The organism is Paenibacillus anseongensis (genome assembly GCF_009757995.1).
GTDB lineage: Bacteria > Bacillota > Bacilli > Paenibacillales > NBRC-103111 > Paenibacillus_E > Paenibacillus_E chondroitinus.
The window spans coordinates 558,648-578,024 of sequence record NZ_WSEM01000004.1; the positions used below are offsets into that span (position 1 = coordinate 558,648).

General features: G+C 47.1%; 18 protein-coding genes and 1 other annotated feature. Of the genes, 12 read left to right on the forward strand and 6 right to left on the reverse strand.

The window, feature by feature from the left end; translation table 11 throughout:
* Positions 1-11: 11 nt before the first annotated feature.
* On the reverse strand, positions 12-974 hold the full coding sequence (gene mnmL / locus GON05_RS04580) for a tRNA modification radical SAM protein MnmL/YtqA (protein ID WP_157318005.1): 963 nt from the start codon (positions 972-974) through the stop codon (positions 12-14).
* Positions 975-1,126: 152 nt separating this feature from the next.
* Between mnmL and GON05_RS04585 the strand changes: the two genes are divergently transcribed.
* The 3 genes from GON05_RS04585 to trmB all read left to right on the forward strand — a co-directional run bounded on the left by GON05_RS04585 (position 1,127) and on the right by trmB (position 3,145).
* Positions 1,127-1,738: a WGxxGxxG-CTERM domain-containing protein gene (locus GON05_RS04585; RefSeq protein ID WP_309492640.1), complete on the forward strand. Its 612-nt coding sequence runs from the start codon at positions 1,127-1,129 to the stop codon at positions 1,736-1,738.
* A gap of 399 nt (positions 1,739-2,137) precedes the next feature.
* Positions 2,138-2,338 carry a hypothetical protein gene (locus tag GON05_RS04590; RefSeq protein WP_157318006.1) on the forward strand — a complete coding sequence of 67 codons (201 nt, stop codon included), beginning with the start codon at positions 2,138-2,140 and terminating at the stop codon, positions 2,336-2,338.
* A gap of 75 nt (positions 2,339-2,413) precedes the next feature.
* Positions 2,414-3,145 (forward strand): tRNA (guanosine(46)-N7)-methyltransferase TrmB, encoded by a 732-nt coding sequence (trmB, locus tag GON05_RS04595; RefSeq protein WP_157318007.1) that lies wholly within the window; start codon positions 2,414-2,416, stop codon positions 3,143-3,145.
* 80 nt (positions 3,146-3,225) lie between these two features.
* On the opposite strand, the gene GON05_RS04600 is transcribed toward trmB, so the two are convergent.
* Positions 3,226-4,353, reverse strand: coding sequence for an MGDG synthase family glycosyltransferase (locus GON05_RS04600; protein WP_157318008.1), 1,128 nt, complete (start codon positions 4,351-4,353; stop codon positions 3,226-3,228).
* Between the two features lie 5 nt (positions 4,354-4,358).
* Positions 4,359-4,886, reverse strand: a complete 528-nt coding sequence (locus tag GON05_RS04605; protein WP_157318009.1) for a phosphatase PAP2 family protein — start codon at positions 4,884-4,886, stop codon at positions 4,359-4,361.
* Between the two features lie 811 nt (positions 4,887-5,697).
* Here GON05_RS04605 and GON05_RS04610 point away from each other — a divergent pair.
* The 4 genes from GON05_RS04610 to rplT all read left to right on the forward strand — a co-directional run bounded on the left by GON05_RS04610 (position 5,698) and on the right by rplT (position 8,302).
* A complete protein-coding gene (locus tag GON05_RS04610; RefSeq protein WP_157318010.1) occupies positions 5,698-6,933 on the forward strand; it encodes a glycosyltransferase family 2 protein in 1,236 nt (411 codons plus the stop codon).
* A 30-nt stretch (positions 6,934-6,963) separates the two neighbouring features.
* Positions 6,964-7,109 (forward strand) — a sequence feature (ribosomal protein L20 leader region).
* Between the two features lie 50 nt (positions 7,110-7,159).
* Positions 7,160-7,660 carry a translation initiation factor IF-3 gene (gene infC / locus GON05_RS04615; RefSeq protein ID WP_127455517.1) on the forward strand — a complete coding sequence of 167 codons (501 nt, stop codon included), beginning with the start codon at positions 7,160-7,162 and terminating at the stop codon, positions 7,658-7,660.
* 30 nt (positions 7,661-7,690) lie between these two features.
* Positions 7,691-7,894: a 50S ribosomal protein L35 gene (gene rpmI, locus GON05_RS04620; RefSeq protein ID WP_145658092.1), complete on the forward strand. Its 204-nt coding sequence runs from the start codon at positions 7,691-7,693 to the stop codon at positions 7,892-7,894.
* Positions 7,895-7,942: 48 nt separating this feature from the next.
* Complete coding sequence (gene rplT, locus GON05_RS04625; RefSeq protein WP_127455519.1) at positions 7,943-8,302, forward strand: 50S ribosomal protein L20; 360 nt, start codon at positions 7,943-7,945, stop codon at positions 8,300-8,302.
* A 56-nt stretch (positions 8,303-8,358) separates the two neighbouring features.
* On the opposite strand, the gene GON05_RS04630 is transcribed toward rplT, so the two are convergent.
* The 3 genes from GON05_RS04630 to GON05_RS04640 are packed head-to-tail and all read right to left on the reverse strand — an operon-like array spanning position 8,359 to position 12,280.
* A complete protein-coding gene (locus GON05_RS04630) occupies positions 8,359-9,531 on the reverse strand; it encodes a GerAB/ArcD/ProY family transporter (RefSeq protein WP_246238798.1) in 1,173 nt (390 codons plus the stop codon).
* Positions 9,512-10,735 (reverse strand): Ger(x)C family spore germination protein, encoded by a 1,224-nt coding sequence (locus tag GON05_RS04635; protein WP_157318012.1) that lies wholly within the window; start codon positions 10,733-10,735, stop codon positions 9,512-9,514. The genes GON05_RS04630 and GON05_RS04635 overlap by 20 nt, the downstream gene beginning before the upstream one ends.
* A 24-nt stretch (positions 10,736-10,759) precedes the next feature.
* On the reverse strand, positions 10,760-12,280 hold the full coding sequence (locus GON05_RS04640; RefSeq protein WP_246238799.1) for a spore germination protein: 1,521 nt from the start codon (positions 12,278-12,280) through the stop codon (positions 10,760-10,762).
* A 517-nt stretch (positions 12,281-12,797) separates the two neighbouring features.
* Between GON05_RS04640 and ilvB the strand changes: the two genes are divergently transcribed.
* From ilvB to GON05_RS04665, 5 genes are all read left to right on the forward strand, one after another.
* The gene (ilvB, locus tag GON05_RS04645) at positions 12,798-14,543 is read left to right on the forward strand and encodes a biosynthetic-type acetolactate synthase large subunit (RefSeq protein ID WP_127455523.1); all 1,746 of its coding nucleotides are present in this window, start codon (positions 12,798-12,800) and stop codon (positions 14,541-14,543) included.
* Positions 14,543-15,034 carry an acetolactate synthase small subunit gene (gene ilvN, locus GON05_RS04650; RefSeq protein ID WP_127455556.1) on the forward strand — a complete coding sequence of 164 codons (492 nt, stop codon included), beginning with the start codon at positions 14,543-14,545 and terminating at the stop codon, positions 15,032-15,034. The genes ilvB and ilvN overlap by 1 nt, the downstream gene beginning before the upstream one ends.
* A 167-nt stretch (positions 15,035-15,201) precedes the next feature.
* The gene (gene ilvC, locus GON05_RS04655; protein ID WP_127455524.1) at positions 15,202-16,194 is read left to right on the forward strand and encodes a ketol-acid reductoisomerase; all 993 of its coding nucleotides are present in this window, start codon (positions 15,202-15,204) and stop codon (positions 16,192-16,194) included.
* Between the two features lie 327 nt (positions 16,195-16,521).
* Complete coding sequence (locus GON05_RS04660; protein ID WP_181646652.1) at positions 16,522-18,069, forward strand: 2-isopropylmalate synthase; 1,548 nt, start codon at positions 16,522-16,524, stop codon at positions 18,067-18,069.
* Between the two features lie 90 nt (positions 18,070-18,159).
* A complete protein-coding gene (locus GON05_RS04665) occupies positions 18,160-19,356 on the forward strand; it encodes an aminotransferase-like domain-containing protein (RefSeq protein ID WP_127455525.1) in 1,197 nt (398 codons plus the stop codon).
* Positions 19,357-19,377 lie beyond the last annotated feature (21 nt).

The following is a 19,377-nucleotide window of genomic DNA, read 5'->3' on the forward strand; positions in this document are numbered from 1 at the left end:
CCAGCCGTTATTTATTTGTTAGACTTGCCTTTCCAATACTTGCCTTGCCATGTATTTCTTTCTGCTAATAGTTTATCGAAGCTATTTAGCACTTCCCACTTTTTCAGGCTCCACATCGGTCCGATCAGCAAATCGCGAGGAGCATCTCCGGTTAGCCGGTGTACGATCATTTCTGGTGGCAGAAACTCGAGCGTATCGACAATGAGCTTCACATATTCGTCTTTTTCAAGAAATTGGAGAAGTCCTGCTTCATATTGTTTCACCATAGGTGTTTTACGCATTAAATGAAGTAAATGAATTTTGATGCCCTGCACATCCATTTGAGCGACAGCTCTGCCGGTGTCCAGCATCATCTCATGGGTTTCCCCAGGCAATCCGTAAATAATGTGCGCACACGTGCGGATATTATGCTTCCTGAGTTTAGCCACAGCATCCAAATAGCACTGAGTATCATGTGCACGGTTGATAAGCTGGGACGTTGATTCATGAACGGTCTGCAAGCCCATTTCGACCCAAAGATAGGTACGCTGGTTCAGCTCAGCCAAGTATTCAATGACATCATCCGGCAAGCAATCGGGCCGCGTTGCAATGGATAAGCCTACTACGCCTGGTTGTTGTAAAATGACTTCATAATACTCGCGCAGCTGCTCCACGGGTGCATACGTATTGGTATAAGCTTGGAAGTAGCCGATATATTGGGCATCCGGCCACTTTTGATGCTGGAGATCTCTGATCTTGTTAAACTGTGTAACGAGATCGTCGCGGCGGCTTCCAGCGAAATCGCCTGAGCCACGCGCACTGCAAAACGTGCAGCCGCCGGTTGCAATATTGCCATCGCGGTTCGGACATGTGAAGCCTGCGTCCAGCATGACTTTAAACACTTTGCCGCCGAACGCTTCGCGCATTTCATAATTCCATGTATGGAAACGTTTATCCCCCCAGAGCTGAGGCGATTCTTGTATCATTGTAGACATCAGATTAGAACTCCTTTCCTTCCACCCTATTGTAGCGAAAAATAAACATGAAAGCGACCCCTGCCTTTCCACCAACTTCCCCGTTAAAAGAGGGCTGATCGGAGCATGATAACTTTGCATGACGATCATATGCCGAGAGGGGAAATGAAAAAGTGAAAAAGTTTCGTACAGTGACATTGGCGGTAGCTTTGACGACAGCATTGAGCTTTGGGGCAGTTGGGGCGCACGCTAACATGAGTACACCGACAATGAACACTCATACGGGTACTTCAGGGACCATGGGGACGGGGACTACGACGACATCGGGCTATACGGGCAGTACTTATGACGCTACGACGGGGACTAGCGTCGGAACAGGTTTGTTGAACGGAACGGGGACGATGACCAACACGAATACGTACAATGGAGTGACAACTCCGATTACAAGTCCAAATGCTGTGGCTCCAACTGCTCATCCACACAGAATAGATGGCTTGTACAGAAATGACGGAACAACAACTAACACGTATACGGGAAAAAGTACCGGCACGGGTACTGGCGTTTTAGGCCAAATCAATGGCTATGGCAATAATCTTATGGATCGGATGAGTACGACAAGCACAACGGGAACGAATCGCGGCAATTATGATACGTCATCTTATCGTGCTTATGCGACCACGACATCTGACAAGAGTATGAATTGGGGATGGCTTGGATTGGTAGGGTTAATAGGATTGGCGGGATTAAGAGGTGGCAATAGAAACAGAGACGAGAGTTATAAATAACGAATGAAAAGTGGGCGCCTTCCTGACGGAGGGCGTTTTTTTTGTGTAGGCGAAGTTTACCCATAATAGGCCAAGCTTGCATTGTATTTTATACAACAAAATGCTTGATTTGACGGCGAATGCAGTCTTTCATTGCACAAAATACATCAATTTGTTGCGAAAAGGTGAGATATAAGCAGTTTAGTGCTTATATCGTTGTATGAAGTACAACATAGGGGCCGGCTAAGGCTCAATTATTGCTAAATGATTGCAAAAAATACAACATAGAACACTGCTGTAACGCCTGGACGCTTCAGCATGGATCTGATTAAGTTTCTCTCATGATCTGCCATTCATAAAGCTATCTCTCCAAACCGAAACTACTATTAAAAGCTGAATAGGAGAGCAGGTGAAATATTCATGATGACTTCTACTTTATCGACAGACACTTTGTCCGTTGAACTTACGGTGAAGGAAGCTCAAGCGTTAAGCAGCGGTGTGAAATTTGTGGCCGATCCGAATGTATCCAAGGAAGCCAGACAAAAACTGATTCGCTCCCTGGATCGAAAGTTGTTCCCCGCCACCTCTAAAACCATTCATTATCACGAACTGGAAGTGTAATTCCCTTTGATTTTTTCCCAAGAATGGTCTATGATTTGTATTCGATAGCTTGTACGTGTAGGAGGCAAATAATAGATGCGGTTACGGGGAAGAAAAGGAATTCGAGAAGATATTGAACGCCAGAAGGAACTCGTTGTTCTCAATGCCAAAGATTATAAGGGCAAATGGGCGGAGTTATTTGGCAATAATAACCCAATTCATGCTGAGCTTGGGATGGGGAAAGGGCGTTTCATCAGTGAAATGAGCAAGAAATATCCCGATGTTAATTTCATTGGCGTCGATATGTATGATGAGCTGATCCGCAAAGCGAGTGAGAAAGCGAAGATTGCTCATGAGATTAATACCGAGGAAGAGTCAGAGTCAGTGACAAATATCCCGAATTTGAAGCTGATGCTGTTCAATATCGAACATATTGAAGAAGCTTTTGCTGAAGGGGAGCTGGAGCGGGTTTATTTGAACTTCAGTGATCCGTGGCCGAAGAAAAAGCATGCTCGCAGACGGTTGACACACCCAGGTTTTGTGGCCAAATATCAGCAAATTTTGAATGGGAACGGCGAGATTCATTTGAAAACTGATTCACAATCGCTGTTTGAATTCTCATTGAACTCTTTTGCCGATATGGGTTTAAGAATGCGCAATATTTCCTTAAATCTGCATGCTGAAGGGTTTCACCCGGATCATGTTATGACGGAATACGAAACGAAATTCGCCACAAAGGGTATGAATATCCATCGTTGCGAAGTAGTGATTGGTCAGGACGTGCTGGCTGCTCATCTCGATCAATTGAACAAAGCGAAAGCGGAATAAACTTATCGCTAATCAAAAAAGAGGCTCCCCTTGGTCATTCGATGACTTAAAGGGCAGCCTCTTTGTACGTTTCATGATGGTTAGCCCATCACTTGAAGAATAACCTCTGAACAATCCGCTGAAGGCGTGTTCATTCGTTGACGGTAATTCCATACGCGTCTGGCCTGGACATCCGTGTAGCGGCTGACGAGCATCGTCAACCAGTTCGAGATCGTATCTGCGGATCGGATCGGTTCACCGAAACCTTTTTCGGTAAAGTAGTGGACGTTCTCTTCTTCCTGTCCTGGGATCGGATCATAGAACAGCATCGGTATGGACTTGGCAAGACCTTCTGAACAGGTCATTCCACCTGGCTTGGTAACCAATAAGTCTGAAACTTCCATTAGTTTGTCAATGTCTGGCGTAAATCCGAGCAGGCGGATGTTCGGGTGCCGATACCGTTCGTCCGCGGAAAGTTTCGTTAATATTTTGGCATTGTTTCCTAGGCAAAAGATAAACTGCACGCGGTTTCTCCATTCAACGAGATGCTCGCTGAGCGAATCGCCCCCGATTAGCCCCCAACCGCCGCCCATGACGAGTACCGTAGGCATCGCGGCTAATTGGAACTGCTGTCGGATGATGGCTTTATCGTGTGCCACACGGAAACTCGGGTGGACAGGAATCCCTGTAATTTCGACTTGAGCCGCGGGGATTCCCCGGCCAAGCAGCTTATTTTTGACATCCTCTGTCGATACCATATATTTATTCACTTCACGACTGACCCATGTTCCGTGTACGTCATAATCGGTGATGACGGTGCACAGCGGAATGGCAAGGCCAGCTCGTTTGAGCCGGGACACAACGACGCTGGGAAAAGGGTGCGTGCAGACGATGGCTTGGGGAGCCCAGTTCTGGATAATCTCCGCGGTCTGAGCGTAAAAAATGCGGTGCAGTGCTAATTGCGTCAACGGATTTAACGATTTCTTGTACTGAGAGCGGTATAACCGGCCATAAAGCTTGGGATTTGTGGTCAGCGTTTTTTTGTAAGCCTGGATAATCCATGGCGCAATAGTCGGGTGCAGGAAAGACCCTAGTTCCAATACACGTGTTTCAATCGTTGTGCATCGCTTTTCTAAGCTTACAGCGAGCGCATAAGCTGCTTGCGTATGACCTGCTCCGAAACCTTCGGAGAGGATGAGAACCCGCTTTTTACCCTGACCAGCATCCATTCATTTTACCCCCATAGAGCTACAGTTGTTAGTGATGCTGCCGTACCGATCAAACTGCCGACTAAACAATCCGAAGGATAATGCAGCCCTAGGTAGATACGTGATAGACCAACGATGAACGCAAGCGGTATAAGAATGATACCAAGAATAGGCATGGCTGCCACAAACGGAATGATGATCGAGAAGATAGCGGTTGTATGTCCGGACGGAAAAGAATGATCCGTTAATGGATTTTTATACGTGATCGTTTGAGGATGTACGAGATAAGGGCGGAGCCGCGGGTACTTCTTTTTAATGATAGCAACCGGTATATGACTGATGGTTAAGGCGATTAGAGCTTGAATGCCAGCGGTTTGCAATGCTCCTTGCCCAAATAAAGCACAGCAAAGTGAAATCACGATCGTCGCCGTAGCTCCTCCTAAATGCGTAATTCTAGAAAAGAAGTGATCGAGGAAGAAGTGCTGAATACGTTGATTCACAAAGTGGAACATGCGTGTTTCATGATGCTGAAGCCAGTTCACGACTCTGCTCATGAGTAATAGCCTCCTTCGAAACTTGAGATATCTGTTATTTCAAATTATATAGATCAATTATTAAAGGGAGATTAACGCAGTAATAAATTTTTAGAAACCATACGTTTACACTTTTAAGCTCGGGTAAAAAGAAGGAATGATGGAAATAATGGTAGAGTATTCCTTTCATTTTACCCTAAATGTCGAAGTGCTATCCCGTTCCATTGGGCCTAGAACGATTGTTTTGTAACCCCTTTCAAATTGGGATTTATTGGATTTGATGTCGACGCAGCGCGGTTCAGGCTGAAAATGCCCGAAAGAAAGTCAGTGCTTAGGTCGTATGGCATCGACGTTGCGAAGTCCGTTATGCTGTAAGTCGGGTGTTATGGTTCTTGTGAATGAGATTTTCTGATGACGGACTCTCCGCGTGGAAACCCAGCGAATGTTATGAAGGATACCTCAGAAAAGCTCGCAGGAACGGTTGCTTGATCGAACCCGGCAAAAGTTGTCAGGGGAAGCTCGGGTGAATTATAATAAACCCGAAACACATGAGGGGTTGCTGGTTGGTCTAAATGGTGAACTTTTTGTACACAATAAAATGAAAAACGTTGAAAACAGGACTTTAACGATCTGATTTCAAGCACATGCGGCAAAGTATGTGTCCGTTCCCCTTAAATCTCTGAGAACTGGCTATTTTTCGGTTTTTGTAGACTTTGACAAATAGGGGGAAAGAGAGGAAAATCAAGAACGGTTAATTCACCTGTACATAACTGCGCACTATGCGTATAAAAAGATAGCTTGTGTGCATAAACAAAAAGGGGGACTTTGCTTCATGCTTGACAAGATTGTGCTTACGTTTCAGATTGGCTTGGCGCTCGTCGGTGCGTATCAGTTTTTTTTAACATTCTTCGGATGGTACCGTCCAAGAAACAAACAGAAATTTGCACCGCAGAAATCGTTTGCTGTCCTGGTTGCAGCTCATAACGAGGAGCAAGTCGTTGGCGCATTGATCGAGAATCTGAAGTCTTTGGATTACCCCAAAGAGCTCTATGACATCTTCGTGATCTGTGATAACTGTACGGATAACACGGCTGCAATTACTCGTAGTCATGGCGTTTATGCCATGGAGCGTCACAACCCGAATCTACGAGGCAAAGGTTATGCGATTGAATGGATGCTGAAGGAGCTTTGGAAACGCGAACGCCAGTATGACGCGGTTGTCATGTTTGATGCCGACAATCTCGCCAGCCCGGACTACCTGATTCACATGAACAATGATCTTTGCTCCGGCTCCAGAGTTATTCAGGCTTATTTAGATAGCAAGAATCCGAACGATTCTTGGGTTACCGGTTCTTACGCAATTTCGTATTACTTTGCAAACCGTTTCTGGCAGATGCCCCGCACGAACTTGGGCCTTGCCAACTACCTAGGCGGTACGGGCATGTGTTTTGAGTCCAAGCTGTTGAAGCAGATTGGATGGGGAGCTACCAGCCTTGTTGAGGATTTGGAATTCTCGATGCGTTGTATCAAGATGGGAATCAGACCGACTTACAATTACGAAGCGTTCGTTTACGATGAGAAGCCGCTTACGTTCAGAGCATCTGCCAAACAGCGTCTGCGCTGGATGCAAGGACACTTTGACGTAGCCAAACGTTACTTCTTCCCGCTATTGTGGCAAGGGATCAAAGAAGGCAGTTGGACGAAGATTGACGCGGCTATTTACTCCGCTAACGTATATAACTTTTTCTTCGGAGCGATTATCACCGTGCTGCTGTGGATCAAATCCGTAACGCCGGGCTGGTCCGAAACACCGATGCTTGCTGACATCAATCCGGTTTTCTTTAACTCTGTAAGTTTTGCCATTTTCGTGCTGCTGCCGATCTCTATGATGATTGAGAAGGCGCCACGCCAAGTGTATAAATATTTAATTTTATATCCTGTGTTTATGGTCTCTTGGTGGCCGATTACGTTCTTTGCGTTCTTTACGCAAAACAACAAGCAATGGAGCCACACGGAGCATACACGCGTCATTCGCCTGGATGAAATGAAAAGCAAACAAGTCAGTTGACTTTTCTACACCGAGATGATATTATACTTCAAGTAAAAGCAGAAGCGCCCGCTTCTCACCTGACCAACTACGCTGTTGGCTGGTTTGAATGAATCATCATGAATGCTCAATAGGTTGCTTAAACCTGTTATTGATGAAGATGTGGGCCGTTACCGTGCCCACATCTTTTTTATATTGGATAGAGGTACATACTTTCTGGAGGTGGAACACTATTAGCAAAGACCATATGATTAATGATGAGATTCGTGTGAAGGAAGTACGCCTGATCGGGGCGGACGGAGAACAACTCGGCATTACGCCGATTCGCGAAGCTCTTCAAATCGCACAAGACGCGAACTTGGATTTGGTAAATGTGGCACCAACGGCGAAGCCGCCGGTATGCCGCATTATGGATTACGGTAAATTCCGTTACGAAACACAGAAGAAAGAGAAAGAAGCTCGTAAGAACCAGAAGATCGTGGATATCAAAGAGATTCGCTTAAGCGCGACAATCGATGAGCATGACTTCCAAACGAAGCTTCGCAATGCGATTAAATTCCTTGGCGATGGCGATAAAGTGAAAGCCAGCGTCAGGTTCCGCGGGCGCGAAATAGCGCACTCGGAGATTGGTCGCAGAGTGCTTGAACGTCTGGCTACTGAAACAGCCGACATTTCCTCACAGGAGCGCGCTCCTAAGCTTGAGGGAAGAAGCATGATCATGATCTTAACGCCGAAAGCAACAACCTAGGCGGTATACTAAATTAGGAGGAACAACACCATGCCGAAAATGAAAACACACAGCAGCCTGAAAGGCCGTTTCAAAATTACTGGCACAGGCAAAGTGATGAGATACAAACAAGGTAAGAACCACTTGCTTTCCGGTAAATCATCGAAGCAAAAACGCGTTTTGTCCACGAACCCAGTTATGGCTCCTGGCGATGTACGTCGTTTGCAACAACAACTGACACTAATCAAAGGTTAATTCTTTAGCATTCGAACATTATTTATACATCCCAGGAGGTAGTTAACAATGGCAAGAGTCAAGGGCGGATTTATTCGCGCTCACCGTCGTAAGAAAATTTTGAAATTGGCAAAAGGTTATTTCGGTTCCAAACACCGTTTATTTAAAACAGCTAAAGAGCAAGTAATGAAATCTTTAGTGTATGCTTACCGTGACCGTCGCCAAACGAAACGTAATTTCCGCAGACTGTGGATCACTCGTATCAATGCAGGCGCTCGTCAAAACGGCTTGAGCTACAGCAAATTGATGCACGGCCTGAAATTGGCTGGTATCGACATCAACCGTAAAATCTTGGCTGATTTGGCTGTAAATGATGCTAAAGCGTTCAACGATTTGGCAACAGCTGCAAAAGCAAAAGTAAACGCGTAAGCTTCGCTTCGCGTACGGAAAGCTTGTCCCCGCAAGGGGGCAAGCTTTTTTTTATTTTAACAGGCATTCTCGCGGGGGGCTGGGGTGTCCTCTGAAGGTGGATGTTTCTTGAGCTTGCGGAATAAAATGGCGATGAACATGGCGAGGGGAAGCAAAATTTGAAAAATGGGGAACAGCTTAACGCTAACCGCTAGACCTAACCAGATGTGATAGGTGTAGTTAGGCTCAAGAAAGGAAGAGGCGAAAATTACAGCGCCGACTATGCCAATAGAAACCTTGGCTCTGCAGCCTGTGAGCTGGGAAACCCCATAAGACGCGGCCCAGAAGAACGCTGTGAGTTTCACGAATAGACCGAGAAAAAGCAGCAGAGTCACGAAGACATCCAGCCGTTCAAAAATATCGCCAACCTGGATTAACTGCACAGTCTGCAAAAAGGGCAAGGTGCTGTTGCCAATCAAGGAAGGGCCAAGCACCAACACATTTATCATATTCATCCCAACGAGGAATACCGCTACGCCAAGATAGGTGAAAGTGCTGATGCGTTTCACTTTATTGTTGTCTGACATGAGATGCCAAAACATCAGGAAGACGACCATTTGGCCAAACGGGAAAGAGACCAGGTCGGGAAAAGCTGCAGTTAGAATGGGCTTGAAGCCTTTTTCCATAATGGGTTGTATCCGCTCAAGCTTGACTAATTTGGAACCAAAAATGAGGAGACAAAGGATGCTATAGCTAAAAAGTATGGGCAATATTAAACTTTCGGCAACGCGGCAAAAGGTTTCAATGCCCATAATGATCGTATAGGCGGCCAGCAGAATAACGAGCAGCATGACGACAAATTTAGGAGTTCGCGTGAGCAGGGTGACGCTTGTGATTTCGCCGAAGTCTCGCACATTTCTCATGGATTCATAAGCAAAATAAATAAGAAAGCAGCAGCTTAGAATACCGCCTGCTATTTTGCCGAAGCAGATCCGCATTAAGAAGATGAGAGACTGATCTGGCGCGATGCTTTGGATATAGAGGAACATCCGCAGCAGGATTAAGCCAATGATTGCCGCGACGATCATAGCAACCCATGAATCCTGTTTCGCTTTGCTGCCAATGGCAAATAAAGGCGTGCTGCCGATTTGGAAAAGAATAATCATAACGGCAATTTGGTAGTTGCTGATTCGTTCCATGCGGTTAGACTCCTTCTTCTTCCGAGTGCCATTAGCGATTGTCGTTCTCAATAAGCTGCTTCACGGATTTGCTGTTCATGCCGATGTTCTCGATGTCGACTTGGAAAGAGGACTGCATCTGGATTTGGGCGAAATACTCTTCCCAGTCTGGCTTTAACTTCTCCCACGCTTTCGGATCTTTTCGATGAATGAGACCTGCAAATCCAAGGACATCCGCTTTCATGCTTTGGGCTTTACGCAAGGAAATTGACATAAGCTCCGAGATGGTTTCTCCGATAAGTTTCTCCATTTCACGACTGCCCTCCGGCTTTGAGGCATCAATTAGACATCCATTTTCAAGCAGTTGTCCGCTAGCTTTTACCGCAGCCTGGATGACCCACTTTCCTTGGATATTTACGGGAGTCAGCTTGGTTGAAGCCTTGGTAATCCGTATGGCGGAGCGAGATTTCTCGCTTTTCTCCGAGCATCCGAAAAATAAGGTGGTCTGACTGATCTCTCCTTTAAGCCAGCTGAGTCCGTAACCTTCATGCCCAGTCATCCAGCCAACGAGCTTATCTTTTTGAAAAACGCCAATACGTCCCATTTTGAGCTTGGTATCGAAATTGGTGCTCTTTAAATTTTCAATCGAAGTCGATTCGACACCTTGGCCTGATATAAAAACTTCCGGAATTGTGGAATAACCGGAATCACTAGCCATTCTCATCGCGAGCTGATAAAGCATGACTTGCTTGAGGTTGCCATCGGTTTTGTCCTCGTTGAGCACCATATTTCTCAAGGCTGCGCCTGGTATTTTTTCTAACGGTAAAATTTGCTCCAGGATTTTTCGCCCTTCGTCTCTGCTTACGAGCAGGCTTACGGTTTCCCTGGAGTTGGCGCTTCTTAAATAAACGTCGATGATGGGAGAAATGCCTTTGCGAGCTGCGCTTTCGCCAATGACGACGACTCGGTTATGAGCGAAGAACATCGTACGAGGCATTTCTAAACTGGCTCTTTGAACAGCAGATTGAATGGAATCCCCGTTCGTAGAAAACACCAATACAGGAGCCTGCTGAATCGCCATTCCACCTGTACTGGCAATAGACTGAGGAATGACGACTTGATAAGAGACTTTCCAGTGATCATTCTCCCAATCGACGGCGGTTGCTGCGGTGATGGCGATCTTGTTTAGTTCAGTCCGATCCCAACAGCTCGTGCATAAGCAGCAAATAACGAAAGAGATCAGGCCTGTCAACACCACTCGGCGTTTGGTTCGCATGCATCCAGTCTCCTCCGTGTGCTGTTATTTTTTCTTTGGATTTTTTGCTGTTGGACGCTGTCTATAAACATTTTTGGTCAGCGCCAACGGTCGCTTGATTAACTTCCACCATGGAAGCCGGATGAAGATATCTTTCACATTCGACGGAATAAACGGAGAAATCGGGGCCATGTACGGAAGGCCGAACGATTTAATTGAACACATGTGAATAAGGATGAACATACAGCCGAATAAAATGCCGAATAGTCCGAGTAAACCGGCTAGCATCATAAGCATGAAGCGGATGAGTCGTGCTGCTACAGCCAAGTTAATCGCGGGCGTGACAAAATTGGAGATGGCTGTAAATGACACGACGATGACCATCGCTGCGGATACGAGACCGGCTTGTACGGCTGCTTGTCCAAGGACAAGCGCGCCTACAATGGAGATGGCGGGCCCGACAACGCGGGGCATCCTCACCCCTGCCTCCCGCAGTACCTCGAACGTGATCTCCATCAGGAACGCTTCCACAAGCGCTGGGAAAGGCACACCTTCACGTTGAGCAGCGAGGCTGATGAGCAGAGTTGTCGGCAGCATTTCCTGATGGAACGTGGTAATCGCGATATAGAGAGATGGGAGCAGCATAGAGACGAAAAAAGATGCGTAGCGGATCAGACGCACGAAGGATGCGATATCATATCGCTGGTAGTAGTCCTCACTGGATTGCAGGAACTTAAAAAATGTCACGGGAGCCATTAAAGCGAACGGAGTTCCATCGACCATAATGATGATTTGTCCTTCAAGCAAACCAGCTGCTGCAGTGTCAGGTCTTTCGGTGTTCATCATGGTGGGAAAAGGCGTATAGCCCTTATCCTCGATAAATTCTTCGATATACGCGCTCTCCAGAATGCTGTCCGTATCTATGAGCTTAAGTCGTCTGCGCGCTTCAGCCAGCACTTTTTCATTGGAGACGCCTTCCAGATAGGCCAAGATGATCTCCGTCCGGGTGTAACGTCCAATCTTCATGCTTTCAAAGCGAAGATCAGCCGACTTGACTTTTCTGCGGAGCAGAGTCAAGTTTGTTCGGATGTCCTCCGTGAAGCTTTCCTTAGGTCCCCGAATCACGGTTTGCGATTGCGGTTCTTCGATCGCTCGTTTCTCCCAGCCGTTCGTGCAGGCGAAAAAGGCCTCATCGAATCCATCGACTAAAATAACAGTGCTGCCCTCTAAAATAGCATTCAGAAGCTCATTATCATATTTGGCTTCATAGAGCTCGCCAACGGAAACGGTTTGCTGCAGGATTTCGTGAACTCCGCAATATTGCTCGCTTGTCTGCTCTGTTGCTTGAACATTTAATAAGGGCTCTATGAGGTGCTTATGGATAGAATCTGATTGGACAAGCCCATCTATGTAGAGTAAAGCAATAGAGAGGTGATCCTGTGTAACCTGCATATCGAGCAAGCGAATAATGATGTCCGGAGAATCGCCAAGCGCTTCTCTCAGTCTCGAGATGTTCGTGTGCAAATCGGTCGATAAAGGGAGAGCGGGTTTCAGAGAAGATGTCATCAGCGAAGCCCTCATTTCCTGAATTGGTAGTATATTCCCTCACTTTCGTTTGTTTTATTCGATATGCTATTGACTAATGCTCCGGGGATGCATATAATAATCTCTAATATCATCTTAACGGATGGTGTTCACGAATAAATCGGCTATGAAGAGGAAGAAGTCATAAGGGCACTTATGCGCAGAGAGCGTTGGACTTGCTGAAACCATCGCCTTAATCCCTTACGTACGAAGTCACCTCGGAGCTGTTTTCCTGAAGATTTACGGCATTGTCTGTAAGCACTAGGGAGAATCGGAAAAGCACACGTTATCGTGCTGAGGGTATTGTTCTACGCGAACATACCTGCTAAGGCTGTATGCTGTGAGGCATGTAGCAAATTTGGGTGGTACCACGGAAGCTTAAACCCCTTTCGTCCCGTTTAACACGTTACGTACGTGTGCGGGATGAACAGGGGTTTTTCTTATTGTCTAAGAAAGCTCGAAGTATAACATGGACTTACTTTTTGAGAGGAGGATCACAATGAATGTTCAAACTGAACCAAAGAGGTCAAAAGAAGAACTGATTGACAAGCTGATGAAGCCGGACCTGATCACAGGATCTGAGATTTTGCTAAGAAGCTTATTGCTGGAGGGTGTGGATTGCGTCTTTGGATATCCGGGCGGCGCTGTTCTGTACATCTACGATGCGATGCATGGCTTTTCCGATTTTAACCACCTACTGACAAGACATGAGCAAGGAGCCATTCACGCTGCCGATGGATATGCACGTTCCACAGGCAAGGTTGGCGTATGTATCGCTACATCAGGACCGGGGGCTACGAATCTCGTCACTGGGATAGCTACCGCTTATATGGATTCTGTTCCGCTCGTTGTTATTACAGGGAACGTTGCGACGAACTTTATCGGTACGGATGCTTTCCAAGAGGCAGATATTACGGGGATTACAATGCCGATTACGAAACACAGCTACTTGGTTCGTGATGTAGAAGATCTGCCGCGCATCATTCATGAAGCGTTCCATATTGCGAACTCAGGTCGTAAAGGTCCGGTTCTCATTGACATACCAAAGGATGTCTCCGCTCATAAAACGATATTTAAGCCGGTAACTGAAGTAAACATCCGCGGCTATAACCCGACTGTTCAGCCTAACAAGCTGCAAGTTGACAAGTTGCTCAAAGCGATCGAAGAAGCTGAACGTCCAGTGATCATCGCAGGTGGCGGCGTTGTCTACTCAGACGCTTCCAAAGAGCTGATCGAGTTCGTGAATGCTACGCAAATTCCGGTAGCGACTACGCTGCTTGGACTCAGCGGATTCCCAAGTGCCCACGAGCTATGGCTCGGTATGCCGGGGATGCACGGAACGTACACGGCGAACACAGCCATTCAGAATGCGGACCTCCTGATTTCCATCGGTTCGAGATTCGATGACCGTGTGACAATGAACTTGGACGGTTTTGCACCGAAGGTGAAGACAATCGCACATATCGATGTGGATCCTGCGGAAATCGGCAAGAACGTAAAAACGGATATCCCTTGTGTTGGCGATGTGAAAGCAGTTCTTGCTTTAGCCAATCTGAAAGCGAAGCCTGCGAAAAGCGAAGCTTGGATTGCTGAAGTTCAAGCAAACAAAGAAAAGTTCCCGCTTAAATACGGTGATACAGAAACCGAATTGAAGCCACAATACGTGGTTGAAATGATCAGCGAAACGACAAATGGTGAAGCGATTGTGACAACTGACGTTGGTCAGCACCAAATGTGGGCTGCTCAATTCTACAAATTCAAAAACCCTCGCTCCCTGGTAACGTCCGGTGGACTTGGTACGATGGGCTTTGGATTCCCATCCGCGATTGGTGCGCAAATGGGGAACCCGGATAAGCTGGTTGTATCCATCAATGGCGACGGCGGCGTTCAAATGTGCGCGCAAGAGCTTGCGATCTGTGCAATTCACAACATTCCGGTGAAAATTGTTATTTTGAATAACCAAGTACTTGGCATGGTTCGTCAATGGCAGGAAATCATCTATGACAACCGCTACAGCCATATTGATTTGGCCGGCAGCCCTGACTTCGTGAAGCTGGCTGAAGCTTACGGCGTGAAAGGCCTGCGTGCCACGACGAAGGCAGAAGCAAGAAAAGCTTGGCAGGAAGCGCTTGATACACCTGGACCGGTCTTGATTGATTTCGTCGTACCAAAAGGAGAGAACGTGTTCCCAATGGTTAAAGCGGGCGATACAATTAGCGACATGTTAATGGGGGATTCGGAATGATGACGACAACTAAACATACAGTTTCCGTACTCGTAAACAATCAGCCTGGTGTTCTGCAGCGAGTATCCGGTTTGTTCGGACGCAGAGGCTTTAATATCGAAAGTATTACTGTAGGGGAGTCCGAAGAACTCGGACTTTCCCGAATGGTTATTGTAACAACGGGGGATGACAGCACTTTGGAGCAAATTTCCAAGCAGCTGTACAAGCTGATTGATGTCATTAAAGTCATCGACCTCAGCTCCAACCCGATGGTCGCTAGAGAATTAGCACTTATTAAAGTAAATGCTGAACCTATCATGCGTCCAGAAATACTCGGAATTGTCGAAACATTCCGCGCCGCGGTTGTCGATATTGGTCCATCTTCAATAATCGTGCAAGTTGTCGGAGATTCAGATAAAATAGATGCTATGGTAGAATTGCTTCGTCCATACGGTATCCGTGAGCTCTCCCGTACGGGAGCAACGGCGATGATTCGGGGCTCAGTTAAATAAATAATAGTCAACAATGTGAAAAAGTAGGGAAAGCCTCCTTGAGTGGGGCTTTGAGCGATGGACCCTTTAGCGCTTTAAAAGGCTAGTTGTTCAGAGTTAATCGTTGAAACACCCACTCAAGGGGTAGACAATACGGATTCATCATATCAAAGGAGGATTTATACGAAATGGCAGTTACTACTTACTATGAAAAAGATGCAGACTTAGCGGTACTTAAAGGCAAAACGATTGCAGTTGTTGGTTATGGTTCCCAAGGGCACGCACAAGCGCAAAACTTGCGTGACAGCGGTTTGAACGTAATTATTGGTCTTCGTGAAGGCCGTTCCTGGAACGCAGCAAAAAATGACGGTTTTGAAGTTGTCTCCGTTGAAGAAGCAGCAGCACGCGCTGATGTTATTCAAATTTTGATGCCGGATGAAACGCAAGCTCGCGTATACCGTGAGTCCATTCAACCGAACATGAAAAAAGGCGCTGCTTTGATGTTCTCCCACGGGTTCAACATCCATTTTGGCCAAATCGTAGCTCCAGAAGGTACAGATGTATTCTTGGTTGCTCCTAAATCCCCAGGTCACATGGTACGTCGTACTTATGTTGAAGGCTTCGGCGTTCCTGGTCTGATCGCGATCGAGAAAGACGCTACAGGCAACGCAAAAGCAATCGGACTTGCTTATGCAAAAGGTATTGGCTGTACTCGCGCAGGGGTTATCGAAACTTCCTTCCGTGAAGAAACAGAAACGGATCTGTTCGGTGAGCAAGCAGTTCTTTGTGGCGGAGCTTCTGAACTGGTTAAAGCAGGTTTCGAAACATTGGTTGAAGCTGGTTATGCTCCAGAAATGGCTTACTTCGAGTGCTTGCACGAATTGAAATTGATCGTTGACATGATGTATGAAGGCGGAATCTCCTCCATGCGCAGCTCCATCTCCAACACAGCGGAGTATGGTGACTATGTAACAGGCCCTCGCATCATCACAGCTGAAACGAAAAAAGAGATGAAAGCTGTTCTTGCTGACATCCAACAAGGTAAATTCGCTCGCGACTTCATCTTGGAGAACCAATCCAACTTCGCGTTCATGAACGCGACTCGCCGCAACGAAGCTCAACACCCAATCGAAGTTACGGGTGCTCAATTGCGCGAAATGATGCACTGGATCAAAAAGTAATGTAATGCCTTATTCAATCATATAGTTATTCATCCCACAGGGAGTGATTGCGGAGAATTTCCCAGTCACTCCCTGTGAATACTATGTAGACGAGTAAAAATTGGCGAGTGTGCCTTTTAAACTTCGGAGAACTACTCAGTGGAGGGCTCAGAGTTTGTCGGAGAAGCGAAGCGTTCGTATTTGAAACCATGTCCCAACCTTTTGTTTATTCTAATCAGGGGACATGGTTTCAAGAAACGATCGGAGACAAATTCTGAAGAACGTAACGGTCATTGATAGGTCTAGAAGTTTGATTGAACACTCGTAATCTTTTAGGAGGTGACCATGGTGCGCAAAATCTACATCTTTGATACAACGCTCAGAGACGGAGAACAATCGCCAGGCGTGAACCTGAACACACAGGAGAAGGTCGAAATCGCGCTTCAACTTGAGAAGCTGGGTGTCGATCGGATGGAGGCCGGCTTCCCGGCTGCATCACCTGGTGACTTGGCAGGCGTTAATGCCGTAGCGAGAGCGATTAAGAACGCCTCAGTAATCGGTCTGTCCCGCTCGAAGGAGACGGACATCGAGGCTGTCCGTGAAGCGCTGCAGGGCGCTCAGGACCCGTGCATTCATTTGTTCCTGGCGACGTCCCCGATCCATCGGAAGCATAAGCTGAAGATGGAGAAGCACCAAGTGCTGGAGACAGCGGAAGCTGCGATTAAATATGCGAAGAAGTATTTCAGCAAAATCGAGTTTTCACTCGAGGATGCCGGACGTACGGAGCTTGATTTCATCGCAGAAGTAACAGCAATGGCGATCCGCGCCGGCGCTTCGGTCGTGAATATTCCCGATACAGTCGGTTATATGACACCGTACGACTACGGGAATATTTTCAAAATGCTGAAGGACACGGTCCCAGGCATTGAGAAAATCCAGCTGAGCGCGCACTGCCATGACGATCTTGGCATGGCGACAGCTAACGCGCTAGCGGCGGTTCTGAATGGTGCCGATCAAATCGAAGGCACCATCAACGGCATTGGCGAGCGAGCAGGGAACACCTCGATCGAGGAAGTTGTGCTGGCGCTGGAGACACGCCAGGACTTCTACCAAGCGAAAACATCGCTTGTGTTGAACGAGATCTACCGCACCAGCCGTTTGGTCAGCAAGCTGACCGGCATGGTGGTGCCAGGCAATAAAGCGATCGTCGGCGCTAACGCGTTCGCGCATGAGTCCGGCATCCATCAGGATGGGATGCTCAAAGAGAAAACGACCTACGAGATTATTTCCCCGGAGACCATTGGGGTCAAGGAAAGTAAGCTCGTGATGGGTAAACACTCCGGCCGCCATGCGTTCCGTGAGAAGCTGATCGATCTCGGCTACGACCTCGCAGACGAGCAAGTGAACGTGGCGTTTGGCAAGTTCAAGGATTTGGCCGACCGCAAGAAGCAGGTGGAAGACGAAGATATCCGTGCGCTGATCGAAGAGAAGTTGATCGAAACGCCGGAAATTTTTGCGCTTGGCACGCTTCAAGTGGCCTACGGCAATCAAATGACACCGACAGCGACTGTGCACGTTCGTTTCCAAGACGGCGGCGAAGTGACGGAAAGTGCTGTGGGTAACGGTTCTGTTGATGCGATTTATAACGCCATTGACAAAGCGACGAAGGAAGAAGTCGAGTTGGATGACTACTCCATCAAGTCTGTCTCTCACGGGAAAGATGCGCTCGGGGAAGTGCATGTCGTTCTGAAACAGAACGATGTGTCCGTTCAAGGACGCGGCATCTCGACAGATATTCTGGAAGCAAGCGCCAAGGCTTACCTGGACGCTGTGAACAGACTTATTGATAAACGCAAAACCCCAACAAGCAATAGAAGCAACGTTACGTTGATTTAATAACCTAAGTCCACGGGACTACTAGATAAGCACCTCACCTCCAAGCTAGAGGAGGGGTGCTTTCTACAAATGCGAAAGGATGCGTCCATTATGAAATATCGATTTTCCAAATCGCTAGAAGGTTTCTCATCCTCGGCGGTAAGAGAAATTCTGAAGCTGACACAAGGCAGCTCAATTATTTCTTTTGCCGGCGGATTGCCAGCGGAAGAGTTTTTCCCATTGGACGCGGTAAGCGATGCGTTTAAACGAGTTGTTGGCGGCGGGAAATCAGCGCTGCAGTACGGATTAACCGAAGGGTACAAGCCGCTGCGCGAGTCCTTATGCAAACGTATGGCTGCCAAAAACATGCACGTCACGCCAGACGAGATGCTGCTAACGACAGGTTCCCAGCAAGCGATTGATTTGTTGACGCGCGTATACATTGATGAAGGCGATGTCATCTTGGTCGAAAGACCGACTTACTTGGCGGCGATTCAAGTTTTTCAAGCCAAAGGCGCGAAAATTTACTCCGTTGATAGCGATAACGACGGTATGATTCTTGAGGATTTGGCTGCCAAGGTCGCTGAGCATAATCCGAAGCTGGTTTATGTGATTCCAACATTCTCGAATCCCGCAGGCCGTGCGTGGAGCTTAGAGCGTCGTCAAGGATTGCTGAACATTTGCCGCGAAGCGGATGTCCTGATTCTTGAGGATGACCCTTATGGTGAAATTCAATTTGATGAGAATGAAACGTATCCATCCATTTTCTCGCTTGGCGGTAAAGCCGAGGGCGGTAATGTGGTGTACACGAGCACTTTCTCCAAAACGGTAGCGCCTGCTTTCCGGACAGGCTGGGTGATGGGGGATGAGACGCTCATTCGTCAAATCGCTCGCTTCAAACAGTCGGCGGATTTGCACTCCAGTACGATTGATCAGCAAACCCTGTATCATCTGCTTGAGCACTTCGATCTTGACGCGCACATCTCTTTGATTCGTGAGCAATATTTGGATCGGATGAAGTTCATGTCGGGTCTATTGAAAGAGTTGAATTGGCCGGGTCTGAAGTGGGAAGAACCGAAGGGCGGCATGTTCATCTGGGTGGAACTTCCACCAGGTATTCGCGCAGAAGATCTGCTGAAAATAGCGGTAAAAGAAGGCGTAGCTTTTGTTCCGGGATCCACATTCTATGCGGAGAACCCACAGTACAATACGATGCGCTTGAACTACACACACACAGATCGTGAGAACACGATTCTTGGTATGCAAAAACTGGCGAAAGCCATGGAATCTTACCTTCAAAGCGTATAAAAAGAAGGGACTATCCCGAGA

Coding starts and splice junctions, on each gene's coding strand:
- mnmL (WP_157318005.1), bottom strand. CDS start 974: ATGTCTACAATGATACAAGAATCGCCTCAGCTCTGGGGGGATAAACGT.
- GON05_RS04590 (WP_157318006.1), top strand. CDS start 2,138: ATGATGACTTCTACTTTATCGACAGACACTTTGTCCGTTGAACTTACG.
- trmB (WP_157318007.1), top strand. CDS start 2,414: ATGCGGTTACGGGGAAGAAAAGGAATTCGAGAAGATATTGAACGCCAG.
- GON05_RS04600 (WP_157318008.1), bottom strand. CDS start 4,353: ATGGATGCTGGTCAGGGTAAAAAGCGGGTTCTCATCCTCTCCGAAGGT.
- GON05_RS04605 (WP_157318009.1), bottom strand. CDS start 4,886: ATGAGCAGAGTCGTGAACTGGCTTCAGCATCATGAAACACGCATGTTC.
- GON05_RS04610 (WP_157318010.1), top strand. CDS start 5,698: ATGCTTGACAAGATTGTGCTTACGTTTCAGATTGGCTTGGCGCTCGTC.
- infC (WP_127455517.1), top strand. CDS start 7,160: ATGATTAATGATGAGATTCGTGTGAAGGAAGTACGCCTGATCGGGGCG.
- rpmI (WP_145658092.1), top strand. CDS start 7,691: ATGCCGAAAATGAAAACACACAGCAGCCTGAAAGGCCGTTTCAAAATT.
- rplT (WP_127455519.1), top strand. CDS start 7,943: ATGGCAAGAGTCAAGGGCGGATTTATTCGCGCTCACCGTCGTAAGAAA.
- GON05_RS04635 (WP_157318012.1), bottom strand. CDS start 10,735: ATGCGAACCAAACGCCGAGTGGTGTTGACAGGCCTGATCTCTTTCGTT.
- GON05_RS04640 (WP_246238799.1), bottom strand. CDS start 12,280: ATGACATCTTCTCTGAAACCCGCTCTCCCTTTATCGACCGATTTGCAC.
- ilvB (WP_127455523.1), top strand. CDS start 12,798: ATGAATGTTCAAACTGAACCAAAGAGGTCAAAAGAAGAACTGATTGAC.
- ilvN (WP_127455556.1), top strand. CDS start 14,543: ATGACGACAACTAAACATACAGTTTCCGTACTCGTAAACAATCAGCCT.
- ilvC (WP_127455524.1), top strand. CDS start 15,202: ATGGCAGTTACTACTTACTATGAAAAAGATGCAGACTTAGCGGTACTT.
- GON05_RS04665 (WP_127455525.1), top strand. CDS start 18,160: ATGAAATATCGATTTTCCAAATCGCTAGAAGGTTTCTCATCCTCGGCG.